20 protein-coding genes and 2 pseudogenes are annotated in these 17,542 nt (G+C 59.1%); 18 read left to right on the top strand and 4 right to left on the bottom strand.

The window, feature by feature from the left end; all coding sequences use genetic code 11:
• Positions 1 to 184 precede the first annotated feature (184 nt).
• From R6X40_RS23995 to R6X40_RS23975, 5 genes and pseudogenes are all read left to right on the top strand, one after another.
• Positions 185 to 460 (top strand): type II toxin-antitoxin system ParD family antitoxin, encoded by a 276-nt coding sequence (locus R6X40_RS23995; RefSeq protein WP_318416735.1) that lies wholly within the window; start codon positions 185 to 187, stop codon positions 458 to 460.
• Entirely contained in the window at positions 450 to 755 is a 306-nt protein-coding gene (locus R6X40_RS23990) for a type II toxin-antitoxin system RelE/ParE family toxin (protein WP_318416733.1), read from the top strand. The genes R6X40_RS23995 and R6X40_RS23990 overlap by 11 nt, the downstream gene beginning before the upstream one ends.
• A 92-nt stretch (positions 756 to 847) precedes the next feature.
• Complete coding sequence (locus R6X40_RS23985) at positions 848 to 1,129, top strand: hypothetical protein (RefSeq protein ID WP_318416731.1); 282 nt, start codon at positions 848 to 850, stop codon at positions 1,127 to 1,129.
• Between the two features lie 70 nt (positions 1,130 to 1,199).
• A pseudogene (locus R6X40_RS23980) lies at positions 1,200 to 1,951 on the top strand (IS6 family transposase).
• 400 nt (positions 1,952 to 2,351) lie between these two features.
• The gene (locus tag R6X40_RS23975; RefSeq protein WP_318416729.1) at positions 2,352 to 3,185 is read left to right on the top strand and encodes a LysR substrate-binding domain-containing protein; all 834 of its coding nucleotides are present in this window, start codon (positions 2,352 to 2,354) and stop codon (positions 3,183 to 3,185) included.
• Between the two features lie 180 nt (positions 3,186 to 3,365).
• Here the strand turns inward: R6X40_RS23975 and R6X40_RS23970 are convergent, their stop codons facing one another.
• A complete protein-coding gene (locus R6X40_RS23970) occupies positions 3,366 to 4,094 on the bottom strand; it encodes a GntR family transcriptional regulator (protein ID WP_318416728.1) in 729 nt (242 codons plus the stop codon).
• Between the two features lie 101 nt (positions 4,095 to 4,195).
• Between R6X40_RS23970 and R6X40_RS23965 the strand changes: the two genes are divergently transcribed.
• From R6X40_RS23965 to R6X40_RS23920, 10 genes are all read left to right on the top strand, one after another.
• Positions 4,196 to 4,798, top strand: coding sequence for an amino acid synthesis family protein (locus tag R6X40_RS23965; RefSeq protein WP_318416725.1), 603 nt, complete (start codon positions 4,196 to 4,198; stop codon positions 4,796 to 4,798).
• Between the two features lies 1 nt (position 4,799).
• Entirely contained in the window at positions 4,800 to 5,597 is a 798-nt protein-coding gene (locus R6X40_RS23960) for an alpha/beta hydrolase (protein WP_318416722.1), read from the top strand.
• Positions 5,594 to 6,520, top strand: a complete 927-nt coding sequence (locus tag R6X40_RS23955; RefSeq protein ID WP_318416721.1) for a flavin reductase family protein — start codon at positions 5,594 to 5,596, stop codon at positions 6,518 to 6,520. Before R6X40_RS23960 ends, R6X40_RS23955 begins: the two co-directional genes overlap by 4 nt.
• A 5-nt stretch (positions 6,521 to 6,525) precedes the next feature.
• Entirely contained in the window at positions 6,526 to 7,563 is a 1,038-nt protein-coding gene (locus R6X40_RS23950; protein WP_318416718.1) for an LLM class flavin-dependent oxidoreductase, read from the top strand.
• Positions 7,564 to 7,567: 4 nt separating this feature from the next.
• Positions 7,568 to 9,034: an aldehyde dehydrogenase gene (locus R6X40_RS23945; protein ID WP_318416994.1), complete on the top strand. Its 1,467-nt coding sequence runs from the start codon at positions 7,568 to 7,570 to the stop codon at positions 9,032 to 9,034.
• A gap of 5 nt (positions 9,035 to 9,039) precedes the next feature.
• Complete coding sequence (locus R6X40_RS23940; protein WP_318416716.1) at positions 9,040 to 9,369, top strand: NIPSNAP family protein; 330 nt, start codon at positions 9,040 to 9,042, stop codon at positions 9,367 to 9,369.
• A 133-nt stretch (positions 9,370 to 9,502) separates the two neighbouring features.
• A complete protein-coding gene (locus R6X40_RS23935; RefSeq protein ID WP_318416713.1) occupies positions 9,503 to 10,513 on the top strand; it encodes a polyamine ABC transporter substrate-binding protein in 1,011 nt (336 codons plus the stop codon).
• 137 nt (positions 10,514 to 10,650) lie between these two features.
• Positions 10,651 to 11,463: an ABC transporter permease gene (locus R6X40_RS23930; RefSeq protein ID WP_318416993.1), complete on the top strand. Its 813-nt coding sequence runs from the start codon at positions 10,651 to 10,653 to the stop codon at positions 11,461 to 11,463.
• A gap of 1 nt (position 11,464) precedes the next feature.
• On the top strand, positions 11,465 to 12,265 hold the full coding sequence (locus tag R6X40_RS23925) for an ABC transporter permease (protein ID WP_318416710.1): 801 nt from the start codon (positions 11,465 to 11,467) through the stop codon (positions 12,263 to 12,265).
• Complete coding sequence (locus tag R6X40_RS23920) at positions 12,262 to 13,350, top strand: ABC transporter ATP-binding protein (protein WP_318416707.1); 1,089 nt, start codon at positions 12,262 to 12,264, stop codon at positions 13,348 to 13,350. The genes R6X40_RS23925 and R6X40_RS23920 overlap by 4 nt, the downstream gene beginning before the upstream one ends.
• Before the next feature lie 24 nt (positions 13,351 to 13,374).
• On the opposite strand, the pseudogene R6X40_RS23915 reads toward R6X40_RS23920, so the two are convergent.
• The 3 genes and pseudogenes from R6X40_RS23915 to R6X40_RS23905 form a co-directional block, all read right to left on the bottom strand.
• A pseudogene (locus tag R6X40_RS23915) lies at positions 13,375 to 13,714 on the bottom strand (helix-turn-helix domain-containing protein); the annotation flags it as partial.
• Complete coding sequence (locus R6X40_RS23910; protein ID WP_318416992.1) at positions 13,620 to 13,979, bottom strand: ATP-binding cassette domain-containing protein; 360 nt, start codon at positions 13,977 to 13,979, stop codon at positions 13,620 to 13,622. The gene R6X40_RS23910 and the pseudogene R6X40_RS23915, both read right to left, overlap by 95 nt.
• A gap of 115 nt (positions 13,980 to 14,094) precedes the next feature.
• Positions 14,095 to 14,697, bottom strand: a complete 603-nt coding sequence (locus tag R6X40_RS23905; protein WP_318416705.1) for a hypothetical protein — start codon at positions 14,695 to 14,697, stop codon at positions 14,095 to 14,097.
• Positions 14,698 to 15,110: 413 nt separating this feature from the next.
• Between R6X40_RS23905 and R6X40_RS23900 the strand changes: the two genes are divergently transcribed.
• The 3 genes from R6X40_RS23900 to R6X40_RS23890 all read left to right on the top strand — a co-directional run bounded on the left by R6X40_RS23900 (position 15,111) and on the right by R6X40_RS23890 (position 17,484).
• The gene (locus R6X40_RS23900; RefSeq protein WP_318416701.1) at positions 15,111 to 15,365 is read left to right on the top strand and encodes a DUF1344 domain-containing protein; all 255 of its coding nucleotides are present in this window, start codon (positions 15,111 to 15,113) and stop codon (positions 15,363 to 15,365) included.
• A 339-nt stretch (positions 15,366 to 15,704) separates the two neighbouring features.
• Positions 15,705 to 16,940 (top strand): MFS transporter, encoded by a 1,236-nt coding sequence (locus R6X40_RS23895; protein WP_318416700.1) that lies wholly within the window; start codon positions 15,705 to 15,707, stop codon positions 16,938 to 16,940.
• A complete protein-coding gene (locus R6X40_RS23890) occupies positions 16,933 to 17,484 on the top strand; it encodes a phosphatase PAP2 family protein (RefSeq protein ID WP_318416698.1) in 552 nt (183 codons plus the stop codon). The genes R6X40_RS23895 and R6X40_RS23890 overlap by 8 nt, the downstream gene beginning before the upstream one ends.
• Positions 17,485 to 17,542 lie beyond the last annotated feature (58 nt).

Raw genomic sequence — 17,542 nt, 5'->3', positions numbered from 1 at the left:
CCTCATGGTGAGGCGCGAAAATCACCTGCCGCATACCGGTTTTTAGTATTTCAATTTAACGGTTTGGCAGTTGACGGAGGCGTGCGTGAGTGCAGACACATTCTCTTTAAAAGGTGTGGGTGTCAGAAAATGTTATGACACTGTCATACGCCGTGCTATAAGGGGGGAGAGAAGGACAACCTCCATGCGCAGCAGCAAACCCATTACCGTCAGCCTCGGCAAGCAGCAGGCCGGCATTGAAACCCGCGTCGCCTCCGGCGCGTATGAGTCCGCCAGCGAAGTCGTGCGCGCAGCCTTGCGCGCCCTCGACCGGGAGGAAGCAGCCCTTGATGAGGTGCTGCGTGCCAAGGTTCAGGAAGCCATCGACGATCCCCGGCCAAGTATTCCAGCCGAGGACGTCTTCGGCGAAATGCGCGCTTTTCATGCCGACAGGGTGAAAGCGAGCAAGCGTGGCGCATAAGGTCGTTTTCCGGCCAACCGCACGCGCCGATCTCAAGAGCCTGTATCTCTATATTGCCGACGAAGCCGGCGACGAACGGGCGGGCGCCTATCTGGGGCGGCTTGAGGTTGCCTGCATGTCGCTGCAGACGTTCCCTGAACGCGGCAGCGTGCGTGACCGTGTCCTGCCGGGACTGCGGATAATCGGCTTTGAGCGGAGTGCGTCAATAGCGTTCCACGTGACCGGCGATACGGTTGAAATCCTCCGCATCCTTCAACGCGGCCGCGATATTCCTGCGGAGTGGTCGGACGATTAGACACCACGTCTTCCAGGGGGCCCTGGCACGGTGTTCGGTTGAGTCCGGACCCGCCTGCCTCGAGATAAGGGGCAAACAAAGTGGGAAGTGAAATGTTAAAGCACGTCGGACCTTTGGCAAAGGATATCTGGTCTTGGTTCCGCCGCCGTTCGCTGTTCGTCCAGCTCCTGCTGGTGTTCCCGGTGACGTGTGCGGTTGTCCTCACTGTGCTGGCGGGCAACATGGGTCTAGCTTTGATGGGCACGGCAGTCGCATTGTCAGCGCCGTTAGTCGGCTGGTTGTGCGGCCTTATCGCGCTGGTTCTTGCCAAAACCGGTCTCGTCATCGCCAAGGATAAGAAAACCACGCGAGAGCCGAAACGGACCCTTCCCTGAAACGATCGCTAACAGGTGCGTTGCAATTACGATTTTGTGCTTTTCCGTAATGACTAGGGGGCCGCCGGCGTTGTCACGTTGTCGTTGGCTTAACGATTGGCGGGTAGTGGCGGTTGGATGAGCACGCCCACGATCAGCTATAAGAACCACCGCTTTCCACCGCAGATCATCGCCCGTGCGGTCTGGCTGTATTTTCGGTTCCCTCTAAGCCTGCGGCTGGTGGAGGAAATGCTGCTGGAACGCGGCATTGTCGTATCTTATGAAACGATCCGGCGATGGGGCCGCAAATTTGGCCCGGCCTACGCAAAGCAATTGCGCAGAAAGAAGCCCTCGCGAAAGGATATCTGGCACCTGGACGAGGTGGTGATTTCCATCGCCGGTCGAAAGCATTGGCTGTGGCGTGCCGTCGACCAGGACGGCTACGTTCTCGACGAAATCGTCCAGACCCGTCGCGATACCAAGGCTGCCAAGCGACTGCTGCTCAGGCTGCTGAAGAAGCAAGGCCTGACGCCGAAGCGCATCATCACCGACAAACTGCGCTCATACGGCGCCGCGAAACGGGATGCCATGCCCAGCGTCGAACATCGATCGCACAAGGGTCTGAACAATCGGGCAGAGAGTTCTCACCTACCCCTTCGAAAGCGAGAACGGATGATACAGGGATTTCGATCGGTCGGCGGTTTGCAACGCTTCGTCGCGGTCTTTTCGGCCGTTCGAAATCTCTTCGTCGCACCACACCAGAAACGCTCAGCTCTGGCCACCCACATTCACCGTATCCGCGCCATGGCGCAGTGGAAAGCTGTGATAGCCGCACGTGCCTGATCTATGCGCGGATAGTCCCTCTGCATTGGCGAAACAACGTGACAACGCCGTCGCAACTGTGCCGCGTCGAACCGCCCTGTCCTCGTGGCGTCGTTTGGCGCCAGGGCTGGGCGACCATCACCGTCTCAAGGTTCGGTCGCGAGCCGTAACCACGCCGGCGGCACGGCACCGGCGCAGGTCCGATTGGCTGTTGCTGCCGTCCGGGCCCGAACTCTTTGATCCGGCCTGTCGTTCTATCCGTCGCTGCGCCGGGAGCAAGAGGCCTTGGCGCGGCGGAAATCAAGTTCCCAACGGCCGGCGACATGCACTAAGAGGATAAGGCATATTGGAGGGCGAACGGTGGAACCGAGTCTTGATCACAACAGGCTGCCGCCGTTGCAGACACTCCAGACGTTTTCCGTTGTTGCCGAAACCGGCAGCGGCATCGGAACTGAACCTCAGCCAGAGCGCCATCAGCCGGCAGATCCAGCAGCTGGAGCACTACTTCGGTTGCAGCCTCTTTGAGCGCCACACACGAAAAGTCGCGCTTACAGAGCAGGGGATGGCCCTCATTCCGATCGTTGACGGACTGCTGGCCTCGCTGAAGAATTCATTTGAAGCAACGCGCACGAAGGTTAGGTCCCTGACGATCCGCATGCCTCCGACATTCGCGCGAAAATGGTTTTTGCCGCGACTGCCAGACCTGCACGAGCGCCACGAAGACCTGAACATCAACATCGATACGTCCTGGTTCGTCCGACCGACATTTTCGGTCGGCGACATCGATATGCTGATCACCTATGGCAATGGCCATTGGCCAGGCATGGAAGTCCTCCCGCTCTTGCAAGAAAGGCTGACCCCGATGTGTTCACCGCTGCTTTTGCCGAAACTGGGCGACGCGCCGAAGGTGAAAAATCTCGCGTCTACAGTGCTTTTACATTCCAACCCGCGCCATAGCGACTGGATACTTTGGTTGCAGGCAGAGGGCGCCTATGCTTTTCAGGCTCAGCGCAACCAGGTTTTCGACACCCAGGATTTCGCGATGACGGCAGCAGCAAGCGGCTACGGAGTGACAATGGGGGATCTCGGTTTTGCCAAGCAAGATCTGGACAACGGCGACCTTGTGCGGCCGTTCGATCGCGTCATAGACAGCGGTTATGGGTACTTCGCTCTCTATCCCGACCGTGCGGATGCCAAGCGAAAAGTAGCAGATTTCGCTCAGTGGCTCGAATCGTGGCAAACGTCATCCGCGTGACGAGGCGGATGGCCTTCACCGATTCGCACAAGGCCGTCAGATTTTGGTCGTCGAGGACGAGACAACGATCGTGCTGGTGATCGAAGGAGCCCTGCTTGGCATCGGTGCGCAGGTAACAATCGGATCATTATGTGAGACGCTTGACGATATTACGCGAGAACAGAACCCCAGTCGTGACTGTCATCGTCCCTCGGTATGCTTCACTTCCGATTCCAACAACGTTCGTGCTATTTCTGCTGCCTCGGAAATATGGGCGCGACAGGCGGTGTCGGCGGCGTCGGGATCGTTTCGTTCGATCGCATTGAAGATTTCCCGCATGCGGGCAGGGCCTGACACGGTGCGGTTTGTCGTGGCCAGCGTCATGACGCGCAGACGGGAAATCCGGCTGTTCAAGCGCTTCACAATATCCCAGGCGATTTCGTGCCCGCCCGATAGGAAGATCGTCTCGTAGAATTGCGTGGTTGCGGCGAGGATCGTCATCGGATCGTTCTTACGGGAGTTGCGGTCGAGGTCCTTCAGGACCGCTTTCAGCTTTTCCTTTGTGGCGGACGTCGCGTTGCGGGCGCAGTCGGCGACGGCGGTCGTCTCTAAAGCAATACGGACATCATAGATCTGCCGGGCCTGATGCCAGTCGATCAGGGCAACGATGGGCCCCTGTTTCGGTGCAGTCTCTATCAGACCCTCCGTTTCGAGATGGCGCAGCACTTCGCGGATGACCGAGCGCGATACGCCGAGCTGATCGCACAAGGTGCGTTCAACCAGACGCTGTCCGGGGCTGAAAAGGCCGGCGATGATGGCGTTGCGCAGCCTATCAAGCGCCATTTCCCGCAGGGTGAGCGGCGGTGTGTCGATCCGCAGCGATTCAAGATTCTGGGCAGGGGCGGCTTGTGCAAGGGGGTTCTGGCTCATGTTGACCTTCATAGCCGCACAAATGATTCCAAACAAGGCTTGACACGTCGTCTTATGGTATACCATCATACAACATATCGACGCTATGAAGGAAACCGGCCTTGACCATCGAAATTCGCAAGACGCTGCTACAGGTGGAAACTGTGCTGATCGAGGGCGGCAAGGCTGCCCCAACGCCGCTCAAGCTTTACGCCGCCATCGCCGTGGTTAAGAACCCGTGGGCAGGCAAGGGATTTGTGAATGACCTGAAGCCAGAGATCCACGCGGCAGCGCCGGTGCTCGGCGAGCTCCTGACGCGGATGATCATCGACGCCGTCGGGTGCGGAGAAGACGTTGAAGCCTATGGCAAGGCCGCAGTCGTCGGGCTTGATGGCGAACTCGAACATGCATCCGCCCTCATCCATACATTGCGTTTCGGCAATCACTACCGCAGTGCGGTCGGCGCCAAGTCCTATCTCGCCTTTTGCAACACGCGCGGCCCAGCCAATGCGCCGGTGATGATCCCGCTGATGGACAAGAACGACGAAGGCCGCCGCTCTCACTATCTCACCATCCAGACGTCGATCGGCGATGCGCCGGCGGCAAATGAAATCCTCGTTGCTCTCGGCGCTTCTGTGGGTGGTCGTCCGCATCATCGTATCGGGGACCGCTACCAGGACCTGAAGGATCTCGGCAACGACGCCACAAATCCGGCAGCCGTCTGATATGGACACCGTCCGGCGATCCCACACGAGAAACGGCGCGGCCTACTTGGAGCAAGGCTCCGGCGAGCCCCTGGTGCTGATCCACGGCGTCGGGATGCGCCTGGAGGCCTGGGCGCCGCAAATGACCGTTTTGAGCAGGTCGCATCGGGTGATCGCCGTCGATATGCCGGGCCATGGAGAAAGCCGGGCCTTGCCGGAGGGAGCGCGGCTCGATGGGTTCGTCGACTGGCTTGGCTTTTTCTTCGACGACCTCAAGCTTGATCACGCCAATGTCGCGGGACATTCAATGGGTGCCCTGATTGCCGGCGGCGCTGCGGCCACCTTCGGCAGCAGAGTGTCCCGGGTTGCTCTTTTGAATGCGGTCTATCGCCGGGATCCGGCGGCGCGCGCCGCAGTCATGGAGAGAGCCCGCAAAATCCAGGACGGAGAGGTCGATATTGATGGGCCGCTGCTGCGGTGGTTCGGCGCAGACGCCCAAGGGAGCGAGACCTACCGATTGACCCGCCGTTGGTTATCCTGGGTCGATCGCGCCGCCTATGCCACGGCCTATGCCGCCTTTGCCGGTGGAGATGACACCTATGCTGATGGATGGCAGAAGGTTCGCTGCCCGGCGCTGTTTCTCACCGGCGCAGACGATCCCAACTCCACGCCGGCAATGGCGCATTCGATGGCGCAAGCCGCGCCACATGGTTATGCCGTGCTGATTGCGGGCCACAGGCATATGGTCAATCTGACAGCGCCCGAAGAGGTCAATACAATCCTTGCGAACTGGCTGGCGAAACCGGAGGAAACACGATGAGCGAAACGAGTTTCGATGCGCGCGCGCTGCGCGACGCTTTTGGCGCTTTTCCGACCGGTGTCACTGTTGTCACCGCGCATGACGGGTCCGGCCGGCCGGTCGGCTTTACCGCAAATTCATTTACGTCCGTTTCGCTCGATCCGCCGCTTTTGCTGGTGTGTCTCGCCAAGACGTCGCGGAATTTCGAAACCATGACGAAGGCCGGAAAATTCGCGGTGAACATCCTTTCGGAAACCCAGAAGGACATTTCCAACACATTTGCACGTCCAGTCGAAGATCGCTTTTCCGCCGTCCAATGGAAAACCGGGCCACAGGGGTCGCCGATCTTTGCTGATGTCGCGGCCTGGTTTGATTGTTCTACCGAACAGGTTCTGGATGCTGGCGATCATGTGATCATGACCGGCCGGGTCGGGGCCTTCGACAACAGCGGTAAGAACGGTCTTGGCTACGCCCGCGGCAGTTATTTTTCACCCGCATTGGCCGGAAAGGCTGTATCCGCAGCAGCGGAAGGGGAGGCACAGCTGAGCGCGGTGATCGAACGCGACGGCGATCTGCTTTTCCTGGGCGCCGACATACTCAGCCTTCCGGCCTGCGCGATGGAAAGCGGTGAGCCCGTCCAGACATTACGCGCCCACCTCGAGCGGCTGACGGGACTAAGCATTTCGATTGGATTTCTTTATTCCGTCTACGAAAGCCGCACCGACAACCGTCAGCATATTGTCTATCGTGCGACGGCAGGCGCCGGGGACCCCGCTGCCGGCCGGTTCCTGGCGCCGGCCGCCGCGCTCCAGGAAAAATTCGACAGTGCCGCGACAGCCGATATCGTCCGGCGGTTTGATCTGGAAAACTCGATCGGAAATTTCGGTGTCTATTTCGGCAATGAGATAGCCGGCAAAGTTCACCCGGTTTCAAGGAAGGCCTGAGCGCGATGAAATTCTCCCTCTTCGTTCATATGGAACGGCTTGACGCCGAGCAGGATCACAAGACCCTCTATGAGGAGTTCGTGGCGCTTTGCGAGATCGCCGACAAGGGCGGCATGCATGCGATCTGGACGGGCGAGCATCACGGCATGGATTTCACAATCGCCCCCAACCCTTTTATCACGATCGCCGATCTCGCGCGTCGCACCAGCAAGGTCAGGCTCGGCACCGGCACGGTGATCGCGCCCTTCTGGCACCCGATCAAACTGGCCGGCGAAGCGGCGATGACAGACCTCATCTGCGATGGCCGGCTGGATATCGGCATCGCGAGGGGCGCTTATTCTTTCGAATACGAGCGCCTGCTGCCTGGGCTCGACGCCTGGGGCGCCGGCCAGCGCATGCGCGAACTCATTCCTGCCGTCAAGAAGCTGTGGGAAGGCAACTATGCCCATGACGGCGAGTTCTATCAGTTTCCGTCCACCACATCAGCGCCGAAGCCAGTTCAGCAACACCCGCCGATCTGGGTTGCCGCGCGCGATCCGAACTCCCACGAATTCGCGGTCTCCAATGGCTGCAACGTACAGGTGACCCCGCTCTGGCAGGGAGATGACGAAGTCGAGACGCTGATGGGGCGTTTCAACGAGGCTTGCGGCAAGAACGCTTCAGCCGAGCGGCCGAAGATCATGCTGCTGCGGCACACCTATGTTGGCTCTGACGAGACCGACATCGCGCAGGCCGCCCATGAAATGAGTGTCTATTACAATTATTTCTTTGCTTGGTTTAAGAATGAGAAGCCGATCCATCAGGGCCTGATCGAGCGTATTTCGGCTGAGGACATTGCCGCAAATGCCATGCTTTCTGGCGACGTCATGCGGCGCAACAATGTGGTCGGCAATGCCGATGATGTCGTTGCAAGGCTTAAGGCCTATGAGGCCATGGGCTATGATGAGTATTCCTTCTGGATCGATACGGGCATGAGCTTCGCGCGCAAGAAGGCATCGCTGGAACGGTTCATCGCCAATGTCATGCCGGCATTTGCGGAGTAGGATGATGCAGCAGTTCCAATGTTACATCGATGGACGGTTCGGCAATGGCGAGGCGCGCTTTGAAAGCATCGATCCGGCAACGGGCGCTGCCTGGGCAGAGATGCCCGAAAGCAGGCAGGCCGATGTCGATCAGGCCGTCGAGGCGGCGCATGAGGCTCTCTATGGCGGCGGACGCTGGGCGCGCATGACGGCGACACAGCGCGGCAAGCTCCTCTACAGGCTTGCCGATCTGATTGCCGCGAGCGTGCCGAGACTGGCGGAACTCGAAACCCGCGATACCGGAAAGATCATTCGCGAAACCTCCTCGCAGATTGCTTATGTCGCCGACTATTACCGCTATTATGCCGGGCTTGCCGACAAGATCGAAGGTTCCTCGCTGCCGATCGACAAGGCCGACATGGATGTCTGGCTGCGGCGAGAGCCGGTTGGAGTCGTGGCTGCCATCGTACCTTGGAACAGCCAGCTGTTTCTGGCTGCGGTCAAGATCGGTCCCGCCCTTGCGGCTGGATGCACAATTGTCGTCAAGGCGTCCGAAGATGGCCCCGCGCCTCTGCTGGAATTTGCCCGGCTCGTGGACGAAGCAGGGTTCCCGCCCGGTGTCGTCAATGTGATCACCGGTTTTGGCGCCACCTGCGGCGCGGCGCTGACAGCTCATCCGAAAGTCGCCCATATCGCCTTCACCGGTGGCGCCGAGACCGCGCGCCATATCGTGCGCAGTTCGGCGGAGAACCTTGCATCGACGTCCCTGGAACTGGGCGGCAAGTCTCCGCTGTTGGTTTTCGCTGACGCCGATCTGGAAAGTGCTGCGAACGCGCAGGTCGCAGGTATTTTCGCGGCAACCGGTCAAAGCTGCGTTGCGGCTTCCCGGCTTATCGTCGAGCGCAGCGTAAAGGACAGGTTTCTCGACATATTGAAGACGAAAGCGGAAACCATCCGCATCGGCTCGCCGCTGTCGATGGATACCGAGGTTGGCCCACTTGCCACCGGGCGGCAGCGCCGTCACATCGAAACGTTGGTCGCAGCGTCCTTAGAGAGCGGAGCAAGGCTCGTCACCGGCGGGTCGGCGCCTGAAGGGGACGGCTATTTCTACCTGCCGACCATTCTCGATTGCGATGGGACGCGTTCGCCGTCCCTGGAAAAGGAATTCTTTGGTCCGGTCCTCTCTGTCATGTCCTTTGGGACGGAGGCAGAGGCTATTGAGTTGGCCAACAGCACGCCCTACGGATTGGCTTGCGGCATTTTCACGCAAAATCTGACGCGGGCACATCGGCTCATGAAATCGATCCGTGCCGGCATCGTCTGGGTCAACACCTACCGCGCGGTATCGCCGATCGCCCCATTCGGCGGCTCCGGGCTTTCCGGCGACGGACGCGAAGGCGGAATGGCGGCGGCACTCGGTTATACCCGCACCAAGACCGTTTGGTTGCGCACGTCCGATGATCCGATCCCCGACCCCTTTGTGATGCGGTGATGGCCATGGTCTACGAGATGCGAACCTACCGGCTGAAGAACGGAGCCATCCCCGCCTATCTCAAGGTGGTGGAGGACGAGGGTATCGCGATCCAGAAGCGACACCTGGGCGATCTCGTTGGCTATTTTTTCTCGGAAATTGGCGTGATCAACGAGATCGTTCACATATGGGGCTTCTCCAGCCTCGATGACCGGGAAGCCCGCCGCAGCACCCTGATGGCGGATCCGGCCTGGCAGGAATTTTTGCCAAAAATCCGCGATCTGATCGAAATCGCTGAAAACAAGATTCTGAAACCTGCACCCTTTTCACCATTGGGGGGAACACGGCCGGTCTGACACCCGGCGGAGAGCCATAGGCTCGATAGACGCGAAATTTTGGGATTTGCCACCTTCCAGGAGAACCCGGACGGGCAGCTGTCGGCTGTCCTGAAGCCAAGAAAAACAGTCCAAACAAACGGAGCAAGGGAACATGAAGAACAGACTGATCATCGCGGCGATCGCTGCAACACTCAGCCTTTCCACGCAGGTGCGGGCCGAAGACATGGTCTTCACCAGTTGGGGCGGCACGACACAGGACGTGCAAAAGGCTGCGTGGGCCGACAAGTTCACGGAAAAATCCGGCGTTACCGTCCTGCAAGACGGCCCCACGGACTATGGCAAGATCAAAGCCATGGTCGAGGCGGCCGGCGTGACCTGGGATGTCGTCGATGTCGAGGGAGACTATGCCGTCCAAGCCGGCAAGGCCGGGCTATTGGAGAAACTCGATTTTGCTGTCATCGACAAAAGCAAACTCGATCCCCGCTTCGTCACCGATTATTCGGTCGGCAGCTTCTATTATTCCTTCGTCATCGGCTGCAACAAGGACGCGGTTTCGGCTTGCCCGAAAAGCTGGGCCGATGTGTTCGACACTGCGAAATTCCCCGGCAAGCGTGCTTTTTACAAATGGTCCGCGCCGGGTGTCGTCGAGGCAGCACTTCTGGCCGATGGCGTGGCACCGGATAAGCTCTATCCGCTCGACCTTGACCGCGCCTTTAAGAAGCTCGACACCATCAAGGCCGATATCATCTGGTGGACGGGTGGTGCGCAGTCGCAACAGCTTCTCGCATCTGCCGAGGCACCCTTCGGCTCGTTCTGGAACGGTCGCCTGACCGCGCTTGCCGCAACCGGTGTGACCGTTGAAACCTCCTGGGATCAGAATATCACGGCCGCCGACGCCCTCGTGGTTCCCAAAGGCGCAAAGAACACGGATGCGGCGATGAAGTTCATCGCGCTCGCGACATCTGCGCAAGCACAGGCTGACATGGCAAAAGGCACCGGCTACGCGCCCGTCAATCTGGATTCTCCCAAGCTGATGGATCCGGAGGTTGCCAAGACCCTGCCGGACCAGCAGACAGCGGGCCAGGTCAATGCCGACATGGGCTACTGGGCCGAGAACCGTGATGCGATCGGCGAGCGCTGGTACGCCTGGCAGGCGAAGTAACATCGTCGCGGGTACGGCGCCGCCGTGCCCGCATCGTCTCAACGGACCGGCATCGTTCCGGAAGGGTTTTTGGCATGGCCTTGCTGACTGCGCAAGACAATCTACCATTGGCGGCAAAGCCCCGGGGTCTGCGACCTATGAACTTTGCCCTGACCCTGCCGGCGCTGTTGTTGCTGGTGGTCTTTTTCATTCTACCGGTGCTGTCACTGTTGTTGCGCAGCGTGCTGGAACCAGAGCCGGGGCTCGGCAACTATGCGGCTCTGCTCGGCTCCACGACCTATCTGAAGATCTTCCTCAACACGTTCGTCGTGTCTGCGCTGGTCACGGCGGTGACGCTGGCGATCGGTTTTCCCGTTGCCTGGGCGTTGGCCATCATGCCGTCCCGGCTGTCGTCGATCGTTTTTGCGATCCTGCTTTTGTCGATGTGGACCAATCTGTTGACGCGGACCTATGCGTGGTTGGTGCTGTTGCAACGCACCGGTGTGATCAACAAGGCACTGATGGGAATGGGGCTGATCAGCGAACCGTTGCCGCTGGTCAACAACCTGACAGGCGTGACGATCGGCATGACCTATATCATGCTGCCCTTTATCATCCTTCCGCTCTATGGCGTCATCCGCAAGATCGACCCGGCCATCCTGCAGGCCGCAGCCCTTTGCGGCGCGACACGCTGGCAGGCCCTGACCCGCATTCTCATTCCGCTCGCCACGCCCGGCATGGTGTCCGGCGCCTTGATGGTCTTCGTGATGTCGCTCGGCTATTTCGTTACCCCGTCGCTGCTCGGCGGCACGGCCAACATGATGCTGGCCGAACTGATCGCGCAGTTCGTGCAGTCGCTGGTAAACTGGGGCATGGGGGGTGCCGCAGCGCTGGTTCTCCTGGTTGTGACGCTGACACTCTACGCCATCCAGCTGAAGCTGTTCGGCACGGCCCGGATGGAGGGACGCTGAGATGCTGTTGAATTTCGATCGTCTCGGCGGATGGAAATGGGTGCTTCTCGGCATCACGGGCTTGACGTCCGCCTTCCTCATCCTGCCGATCTTCTTCATCGCGGCCCTGTCCTTCGGCTCATCGCAATGGCTGATCTTTCCGCCGCCGGGTTGGACGCTGAAATGGTATGCCATGTTCTTTGCCGATCCGCGCTGGTTGGAGGCCGCCGTCACCAGCTTTTACATTGCTGTTATCGTCACAGTGCTGTCGGTCCTGATCGGCCTTGTCGCCTCGTTCGGACTGGTGCGCGGCCGCTTCATCGGCAAGGAGGGGCTTCGCGCGCTGTTTTTGACGCCGATGATCCTACCGGTGGTGGTGCTGGCCGTGGCCCTCTACGCCTTCTTCCTGCGCGTGGGGCTGAACGGCACGGTGACCGGCTTCGTCATCGCACATCTGGTCGTGGCCTTGCCATTTTCGATCCTGTCGATCACCAATGCCCTGGAAGGGTTCGATAAATCGATCGAGGATGCAGCGGTGCTGTGCGGCGCCTCTCCGCTGGAGGCCAAGATCCGTGTCACCTTGCCATCGATCAGCCACGGGCTTTTTTCGGCTGCGGTCTTTTCGTTTCTGACCTCCTGGGACGAGGTTGTTCTGGCCATCTTCATGGCAAGCCCGACGTTGCAGACCCTGCCGGTCAAGATCTGGGCGACGCTGCGCCAGGATCTGACGCCTGTTATCGCCGCTGCCTCCACTCTTCTCATCGTCGTCACCATCGCCCTGATGCTGCTGGTTGCATTGCTGCGCAAAGGACTGAAATCATGAGCCAACCCTTCCTGCAGATCCAGGCCTTGCGAAAGGACTATGGCATCGTCACCGCTGTTCAGGAGGTCAATATCACCGTCGAGCGCGGTGAATTCATGACATTCCTTGGGCCGTCCGGATCCGGCAAGAGCACGACGCTCTACATTCTCGCCGGTTTTGAGAACCCGACGGCTGGCGATATCCTGCTGGACGGCCAAAGCCTGATCTCAACGCCCTCGCACAAGCGCAATATCGGCATGGTCTTCCAGCGCTATACACTGTTTCCACATCTGTCGGTCGGCGAGAACATCGCCTTTCCGCTGAAGGTCCGCAGGCTTGGCAAGGCTGAGATCGATGCGAAGGTCGCAAGAATGCTGAAGCTCGTCCGGCTTGAAGGGTTTGAGGATCGCAAGCCGGCACAGATGTCCGGTGGCCAGCAGCAACGCGTGGCGCTTGCCAGGGCGCTGGCGTACGATCCGCCGGTGCTTTTGATGGACGAGCCGTTGTCGGCACTGGACAAGAAACTGCGTGAGGAGATCCAGCACGAGATCCGCCGCATTCACCAGGAAACCGAGGTCACCATCCTCTATGTGACGCACGACCAGGAGGAGGCGCTGCGGCTGTCTGACCGGATCGCGGTTTTCTCCAGGGGCGTGATCGACCAGATCGGAACCGGGCCGGAACTCTACGCAAATCCGGCCACCCGCTTTGTCGCCGAGTTCGTCGGCGATAGCGATTTTGTTGGTTGCCGGATTGTTGCCGCGCAGGGCGGGCGCGCCGATATTGCCATCGGCTCCAGCGCCATCCGTGGCGTGCCGTTGCATGGGCCGGGGGCTGCCGGCGGAATGGCGGCACTGATGCTGCGGCCGGAGCGGCTTTCCCTGACGCGTGGACCGGGCGCGCAGGGTGGCGCCAATCTGGTGGCCACTGTCACCGACATTACCTTTCTCGGCAGCAATATCCGTGTATCAGCCGCGGCCGAGACTGGCGAGGCACTGTCCGTGCGCTTGCCCTTCGGCCACGAGGCCGCATCCGACATCAGCCGCGGCGATGCCATCACACTCGGTTTCGACCCCGCCAGCGCGCATGTCTTCGTTGCATCGTGATTGGGGCTATTTCCGCCCGCTTACATCGACGGGCAGGACGATGGCATCGGCCGGCGGGGAGACGTATAGCCCGACGACGTCGTGAAGCCTCTCGGCGAAAGCCTTGTCGTTCGATGGCTTGAAGCTGCGCCACCGATGGGGTGCGAGGCCATGCTCATGCCAGATCTTGACGACTGAGGATGCCGCAATCCCCACAGCCTTTGCCATCGCACGAACCGTCCAGTGTGGCTTCATGCGTCAGAGCAACAACCCGGTCGACAAGATCAACCTTAAGCGGCGCAGTGCCGGGCGGCCGGCTCTTTTTGCGCAAAAGGCCGTCTACGCCTTCCGTCATGAAGCGCTCCTGCCAACGCCAGACCGACGTCGGCTAGAGGATTGGCCAGACGCGCACCGTCCATCTTGCCAGCGAGCATCATCTGCAGACGGATATTTTCGCAAACGGTCAGATGCTGGACGAGGTTTCCAGATTGAAGCAGGATGCCGAAGCTCCGTGCGCGAATAGAGGCTCTTGTCGGCTCTGATCGACGGCTGACGCGCTGCCCTGCGACAGTGACGACGCCCCCGTCGGGCTCGTCCAGCCCACTTAGACAATGCAACAGCGTCGATTTCCCGCTGCCGGAAGGGCCCATAAGGGCGACGAGTTCGCCTGCGGCAAGATCCAGGCTGACGCCACGCAATGCCGCCGTCTCGCCGTCCCCGATATGAAAAAAACGATAGATTTCGCGTGCTTCAAGAAGCATCCGCTCACTTCCACCTGAAGGATTGCGACATCAGTTGCCACTGGTCGACATTGTCCGCCCCCTTGGGCGCATAAAGCTCGACAGAGACAAGCTTGCCATCCTTGAAATAAAGGTAGCGCTCGTTTTCAAGGCGAACCTGCTTGTTGGTCACGGCGTTCGGCTCCGAGTTGGATGTATAGACGATCCGGATCGCTTTTCCGGCGGGCAGGTCGGCAGCCTTGACCGCGCTGACCTTGACGGCGCGTTGCGACAGCAGGATTTTCGGGATGTAGACGGCCTTCACGGTCTCGACGCTCGGTTCTTGATCCGCCGCCATCTCGGTGACCACGACGCCGTCAAGCTTGTCGATGAAGCTTGCTCCGTCTGACCTGTCCGTGCGCGCCCATCCTTCAGGGACCTGCATGGTGAAGCCGAGTTTCGAGGCGTAGTCGATGAATACCTGTGAATCCGGAATGTCTCCCGGTGGGTTTTTCTCGGCCGCGACCGGCTTCTCTGCAGCATATGCAGCAGAGACACTTGTTCGCCCCATTGCAGTCATGCCGAGGACTACAATTCCGAGAGTAAGCACCGTTGTGACGCGCAATGGAAGTGTGGATAAGGCCCTCATGAAAGCTCCTTTTCGTTGGCGAACCCGCGCAGCTGATACTGAGGGGGTATCGGTTCGAAACGGAGCCTATTAGTAGCGGTATACGCAGGCCTGTCGGTAAACGTACGGATTTGTAAGCCAATAGAGGCCTTACAATTTTGTAAGGCGCTCCGGCCTCGTTTTTTATAGTCGGATAACCGGCTACGCCAAAAGCCACCGATGGCAGGGCATTGTTTTACTTAAAAAGTTTTGACGACGACCGATCCCGCAGACAATCCAGACTATAATGCTGGAAATGAGCAAAGTGCCTGCTGTGGTTCGTATCCTCGTTTTGATTGTCTTTTCGGTATATTGGCAAACAACTTCCTGACAATTTCCGGTCTGCTTCTATCACCGACCCGTGAAAGCTGCGGGCAAAGCAAGGAGAAAAAAATATGAAGACTATGGCAACGCTAACCACTGTCGCGGCCTTGGCTCTAATGACCGCCCCGGTGTTTGCCGCCTCGGCGTCAGGAGTCGTCAAGAGCGTGGACCCAAGCCATGACTCTATTCGTCTTACCGACGGCAGCGCCTTCACGCTGGCGGAGGGTTCGGAGGCCGAAGACTTCAAGCCTGGCACCAAGGTGGCAATTACCTATGTCAAGAAACACGGGGAGAGCATTGCGTCCGCCGTCAAGATTATGAAATGACTGCTATCTAAAATGAGGTGTGCCGCATGCGCAGTTGTGCGGCACTGGGCCCAGAATCGACACCCATAAATGTCCGCCAGACGGTTGAACAGGCAGATCGCAACACGAAGGTCGAACGGCATATGTTGCACAGTCCGCATGCAAGCGTTCGTGGCTCTGGGATAATCCCGTACTGTGCAGTCCTTGGGCAAGAAAAGTCCTTGAACGCAAATAAGCCTATTCAGGCCCCTGTCAGTCTTTTCGAAGACGAATACTCTCAGCGGAAATTTGAGGCGACAGTCTGCATGTATCCCGGGTGTGCAGGCAAACGACGCGGTTTTCCTTAGAGGGTTTTCGAGAATGGTCGATATCTCCAGCGCCCGACCGCCAATTTGGCGAGAAATCCCCAAGGGGATTTGGGCGCTCGGCTTTGTGTCTTTGCTGATGGATGTCTCATCCGAGATGATCCATGCCCTGTTGCCAGTTTACATGGTTACGGTGCTTGGAGTCTCGGCGCTGACGGTGGGTATCATCGAAGGCATTGCCGAAGCGACAGCTGCCATAACAAAAGTTTTTTCGGGTGTGCTCAGCGACTGGCTTGGAAAACGAAAACTGCTTGTGGCTCTGGGCTATGGCATGGCGGCGTTGACCAAGCCGGTATTTCCGCTCGCACCCTCGATCGGTTGGCTGATATCCGCGCGGTTCATCGACAGAGTTGGGAAGGGTATCAGGGGAGCGCCTCGCGACGCGCTCATCGCCGACATCAGTCCTGTCCATCTTCGAGGTGCCAGTTTCGGCCTTCGCCAGTCCCTCGATACAGTCGGCGCATTCGTTGGGCCTTTGCTGGCGCTTGGGTTGATGTGGTGGACTTCCGATCAGTTCGCCATCGTTTTCTGGATTGCCGTCATCCCGGCAGTCTTGTCATTTCTGTTGGTGGTTTTAGCAGTTAAAGAGCCGGAGCGGCAGCCTGGGATGCGAGGGGTTCGTTTGCCGTTCAGCCGCTCCGACCTTGTCCGCTTGCCTCTAAACTACTGGGTCGTCGTCGGTTTATCGGCCGTCTTCACCCTTGCCCGCTTCAGCGAAGCTTTTTTGATCCTGGATGCACAGGTCGTAGGGTTGTCGCTCATGTTCGTGCCCCTCGTCCTCATCGTCATGAACATTTCCTATGCGCTGTCGGCATATCCGGTCGGGGTTTTGGCTGATCGGGTTGATAGGGCAAGCTTGCTGATGATGGGACTGGCGCTGCTTGTCGCTGCCGACCTGTTCCTGGCTTTCATCCCCGGACTGCTCGGCTTGGGAGTTGGCGTTGTGTTGTGGGGGCTCCACATGGGGTTCAGCCAGGGCGTGCTGGCGGCTTTCGTTGCCGATGCCGCCCCCGCTGAACTTCGAGGCACTGCTTTTGGTATCTTTAATCTCACTGCAGGGGTGGCACTGCTGATCGCAAGCGTAGTGGCAGGCGCACTGTGGGATACAGCCGGACCGCAGGGAACGTTCCTGGCGGGTGCGAGCTTCGCGGCATTGGCGGCGGCCGGTTTATTTCTGAGTAGACGGTGGTTGCGGACGAGGAAGATGGAAGAGGAAACAGCTGATGTATGAACTCGATGTCTGGATGACACAGGCGATCAATGGCCTGTCAGGGCAGAACGGCCTGGCCGATCAGGTCATGGTTCTCGTCTCGTCTGTCGGCGTTCCGTTGCTCGTCCTTTCGGTCGCTGCGCAATGGTGGCGGAAGCCCGAGCAGCTGTATACTCGGCATGTCCTTGTCGCGGCAGGGCTGTCCTTTCTGCTGGGCTTGGGCGTCAATCAGATCATTCTGCTGTTTCTCAGTCGCGTGCGCCCCTACGACGGCGGTATCACTCATCTTCTTGTTGAGCGAAGTGCCGATCCGTCTTTTCCATCAGATCACGCAACGGCGGCATTCGCTATTGCAGCGGCGTTTCTCTTTCATGGAATGGAGAGGCGAGGGCTGGCGTTCCTGTCAGCCGCAATTTTGGTGGCTTTCTCACGGATCTACATTGGCACGCATTATGTAAGCGATGTCCTGGGTGGTGTGCTCATCGGAATTCTGGCGGCCGGAACGATCTTTGTCCTCTACAAGCCGGGAACGCGCGTTGACCGCATGGTCACTGGAATACTTTAAGAGCACTTATCGAGGCCAACAAAAAGCAGCGCCGCTCAAATCCCGTCTCCCATTGGTC

It is taken from the genome of Rhizobium sp. PL01 (genome assembly GCF_033447125.1).
Lineage (GTDB): Bacteria > Pseudomonadota > Alphaproteobacteria > Rhizobiales > Rhizobiaceae > Pararhizobium.
Note: the sequence above shows the minus strand (reverse complement) of the source record. Positions and strands in the feature narration are given on the sequence as shown.

What these genes read in the sequence shown, in the direction of transcription:
- R6X40_RS23995 (WP_318416735.1), top strand. Translation starts at nt 185, where the DNA reads ATGCGCAGCAGCAAACCCATTACCGTCAGCCTCGGCAAGCAGCAGGCC.
- R6X40_RS23985 (WP_318416731.1), top strand. Translation starts at nt 848, where the DNA reads ATGTTAAAGCACGTCGGACCTTTGGCAAAGGATATCTGGTCTTGGTTC.
- R6X40_RS23970 (WP_318416728.1), bottom strand. Translation starts at nt 4,094, where the DNA reads ATGAGCCAGAACCCCCTTGCACAAGCCGCCCCTGCCCAGAATCTTGAA.
- R6X40_RS23960 (WP_318416722.1), top strand. Translation starts at nt 4,800, where the DNA reads ATGGACACCGTCCGGCGATCCCACACGAGAAACGGCGCGGCCTACTTG.
- R6X40_RS23955 (WP_318416721.1), top strand. Translation starts at nt 5,594, where the DNA reads ATGAGCGAAACGAGTTTCGATGCGCGCGCGCTGCGCGACGCTTTTGGC.
- R6X40_RS23950 (WP_318416718.1), top strand. Translation starts at nt 6,526, where the DNA reads ATGAAATTCTCCCTCTTCGTTCATATGGAACGGCTTGACGCCGAGCAG.
- R6X40_RS23945 (WP_318416994.1), top strand. Translation starts at nt 7,568, where the DNA reads ATGCAGCAGTTCCAATGTTACATCGATGGACGGTTCGGCAATGGCGAG.
- R6X40_RS23940 (WP_318416716.1), top strand. Translation starts at nt 9,040, where the DNA reads ATGGTCTACGAGATGCGAACCTACCGGCTGAAGAACGGAGCCATCCCC.
- R6X40_RS23935 (WP_318416713.1), top strand. Translation starts at nt 9,503, where the DNA reads ATGAAGAACAGACTGATCATCGCGGCGATCGCTGCAACACTCAGCCTT.
- R6X40_RS23930 (WP_318416993.1), top strand. Translation starts at nt 10,651, where the DNA reads ATGAACTTTGCCCTGACCCTGCCGGCGCTGTTGTTGCTGGTGGTCTTT.
- R6X40_RS23925 (WP_318416710.1), top strand. Translation starts at nt 11,465, where the DNA reads ATGCTGTTGAATTTCGATCGTCTCGGCGGATGGAAATGGGTGCTTCTC.
- R6X40_RS23920 (WP_318416707.1), top strand. Translation starts at nt 12,262, where the DNA reads ATGAGCCAACCCTTCCTGCAGATCCAGGCCTTGCGAAAGGACTATGGC.
- R6X40_RS23910 (WP_318416992.1), bottom strand. Translation starts at nt 13,979, where the DNA reads ATGGGCCCTTCCGGCAGCGGGAAATCGACGCTGTTGCATTGTCTAAGT.
- R6X40_RS23905 (WP_318416705.1), bottom strand. Translation starts at nt 14,697, where the DNA reads ATGAGGGCCTTATCCACACTTCCATTGCGCGTCACAACGGTGCTTACT.
- R6X40_RS23900 (WP_318416701.1), top strand. Translation starts at nt 15,111, where the DNA reads ATGAAGACTATGGCAACGCTAACCACTGTCGCGGCCTTGGCTCTAATG.
- R6X40_RS23895 (WP_318416700.1), top strand. Translation starts at nt 15,705, where the DNA reads ATGGTCGATATCTCCAGCGCCCGACCGCCAATTTGGCGAGAAATCCCC.
- R6X40_RS23890 (WP_318416698.1), top strand. Translation starts at nt 16,933, where the DNA reads ATGTATGAACTCGATGTCTGGATGACACAGGCGATCAATGGCCTGTCA.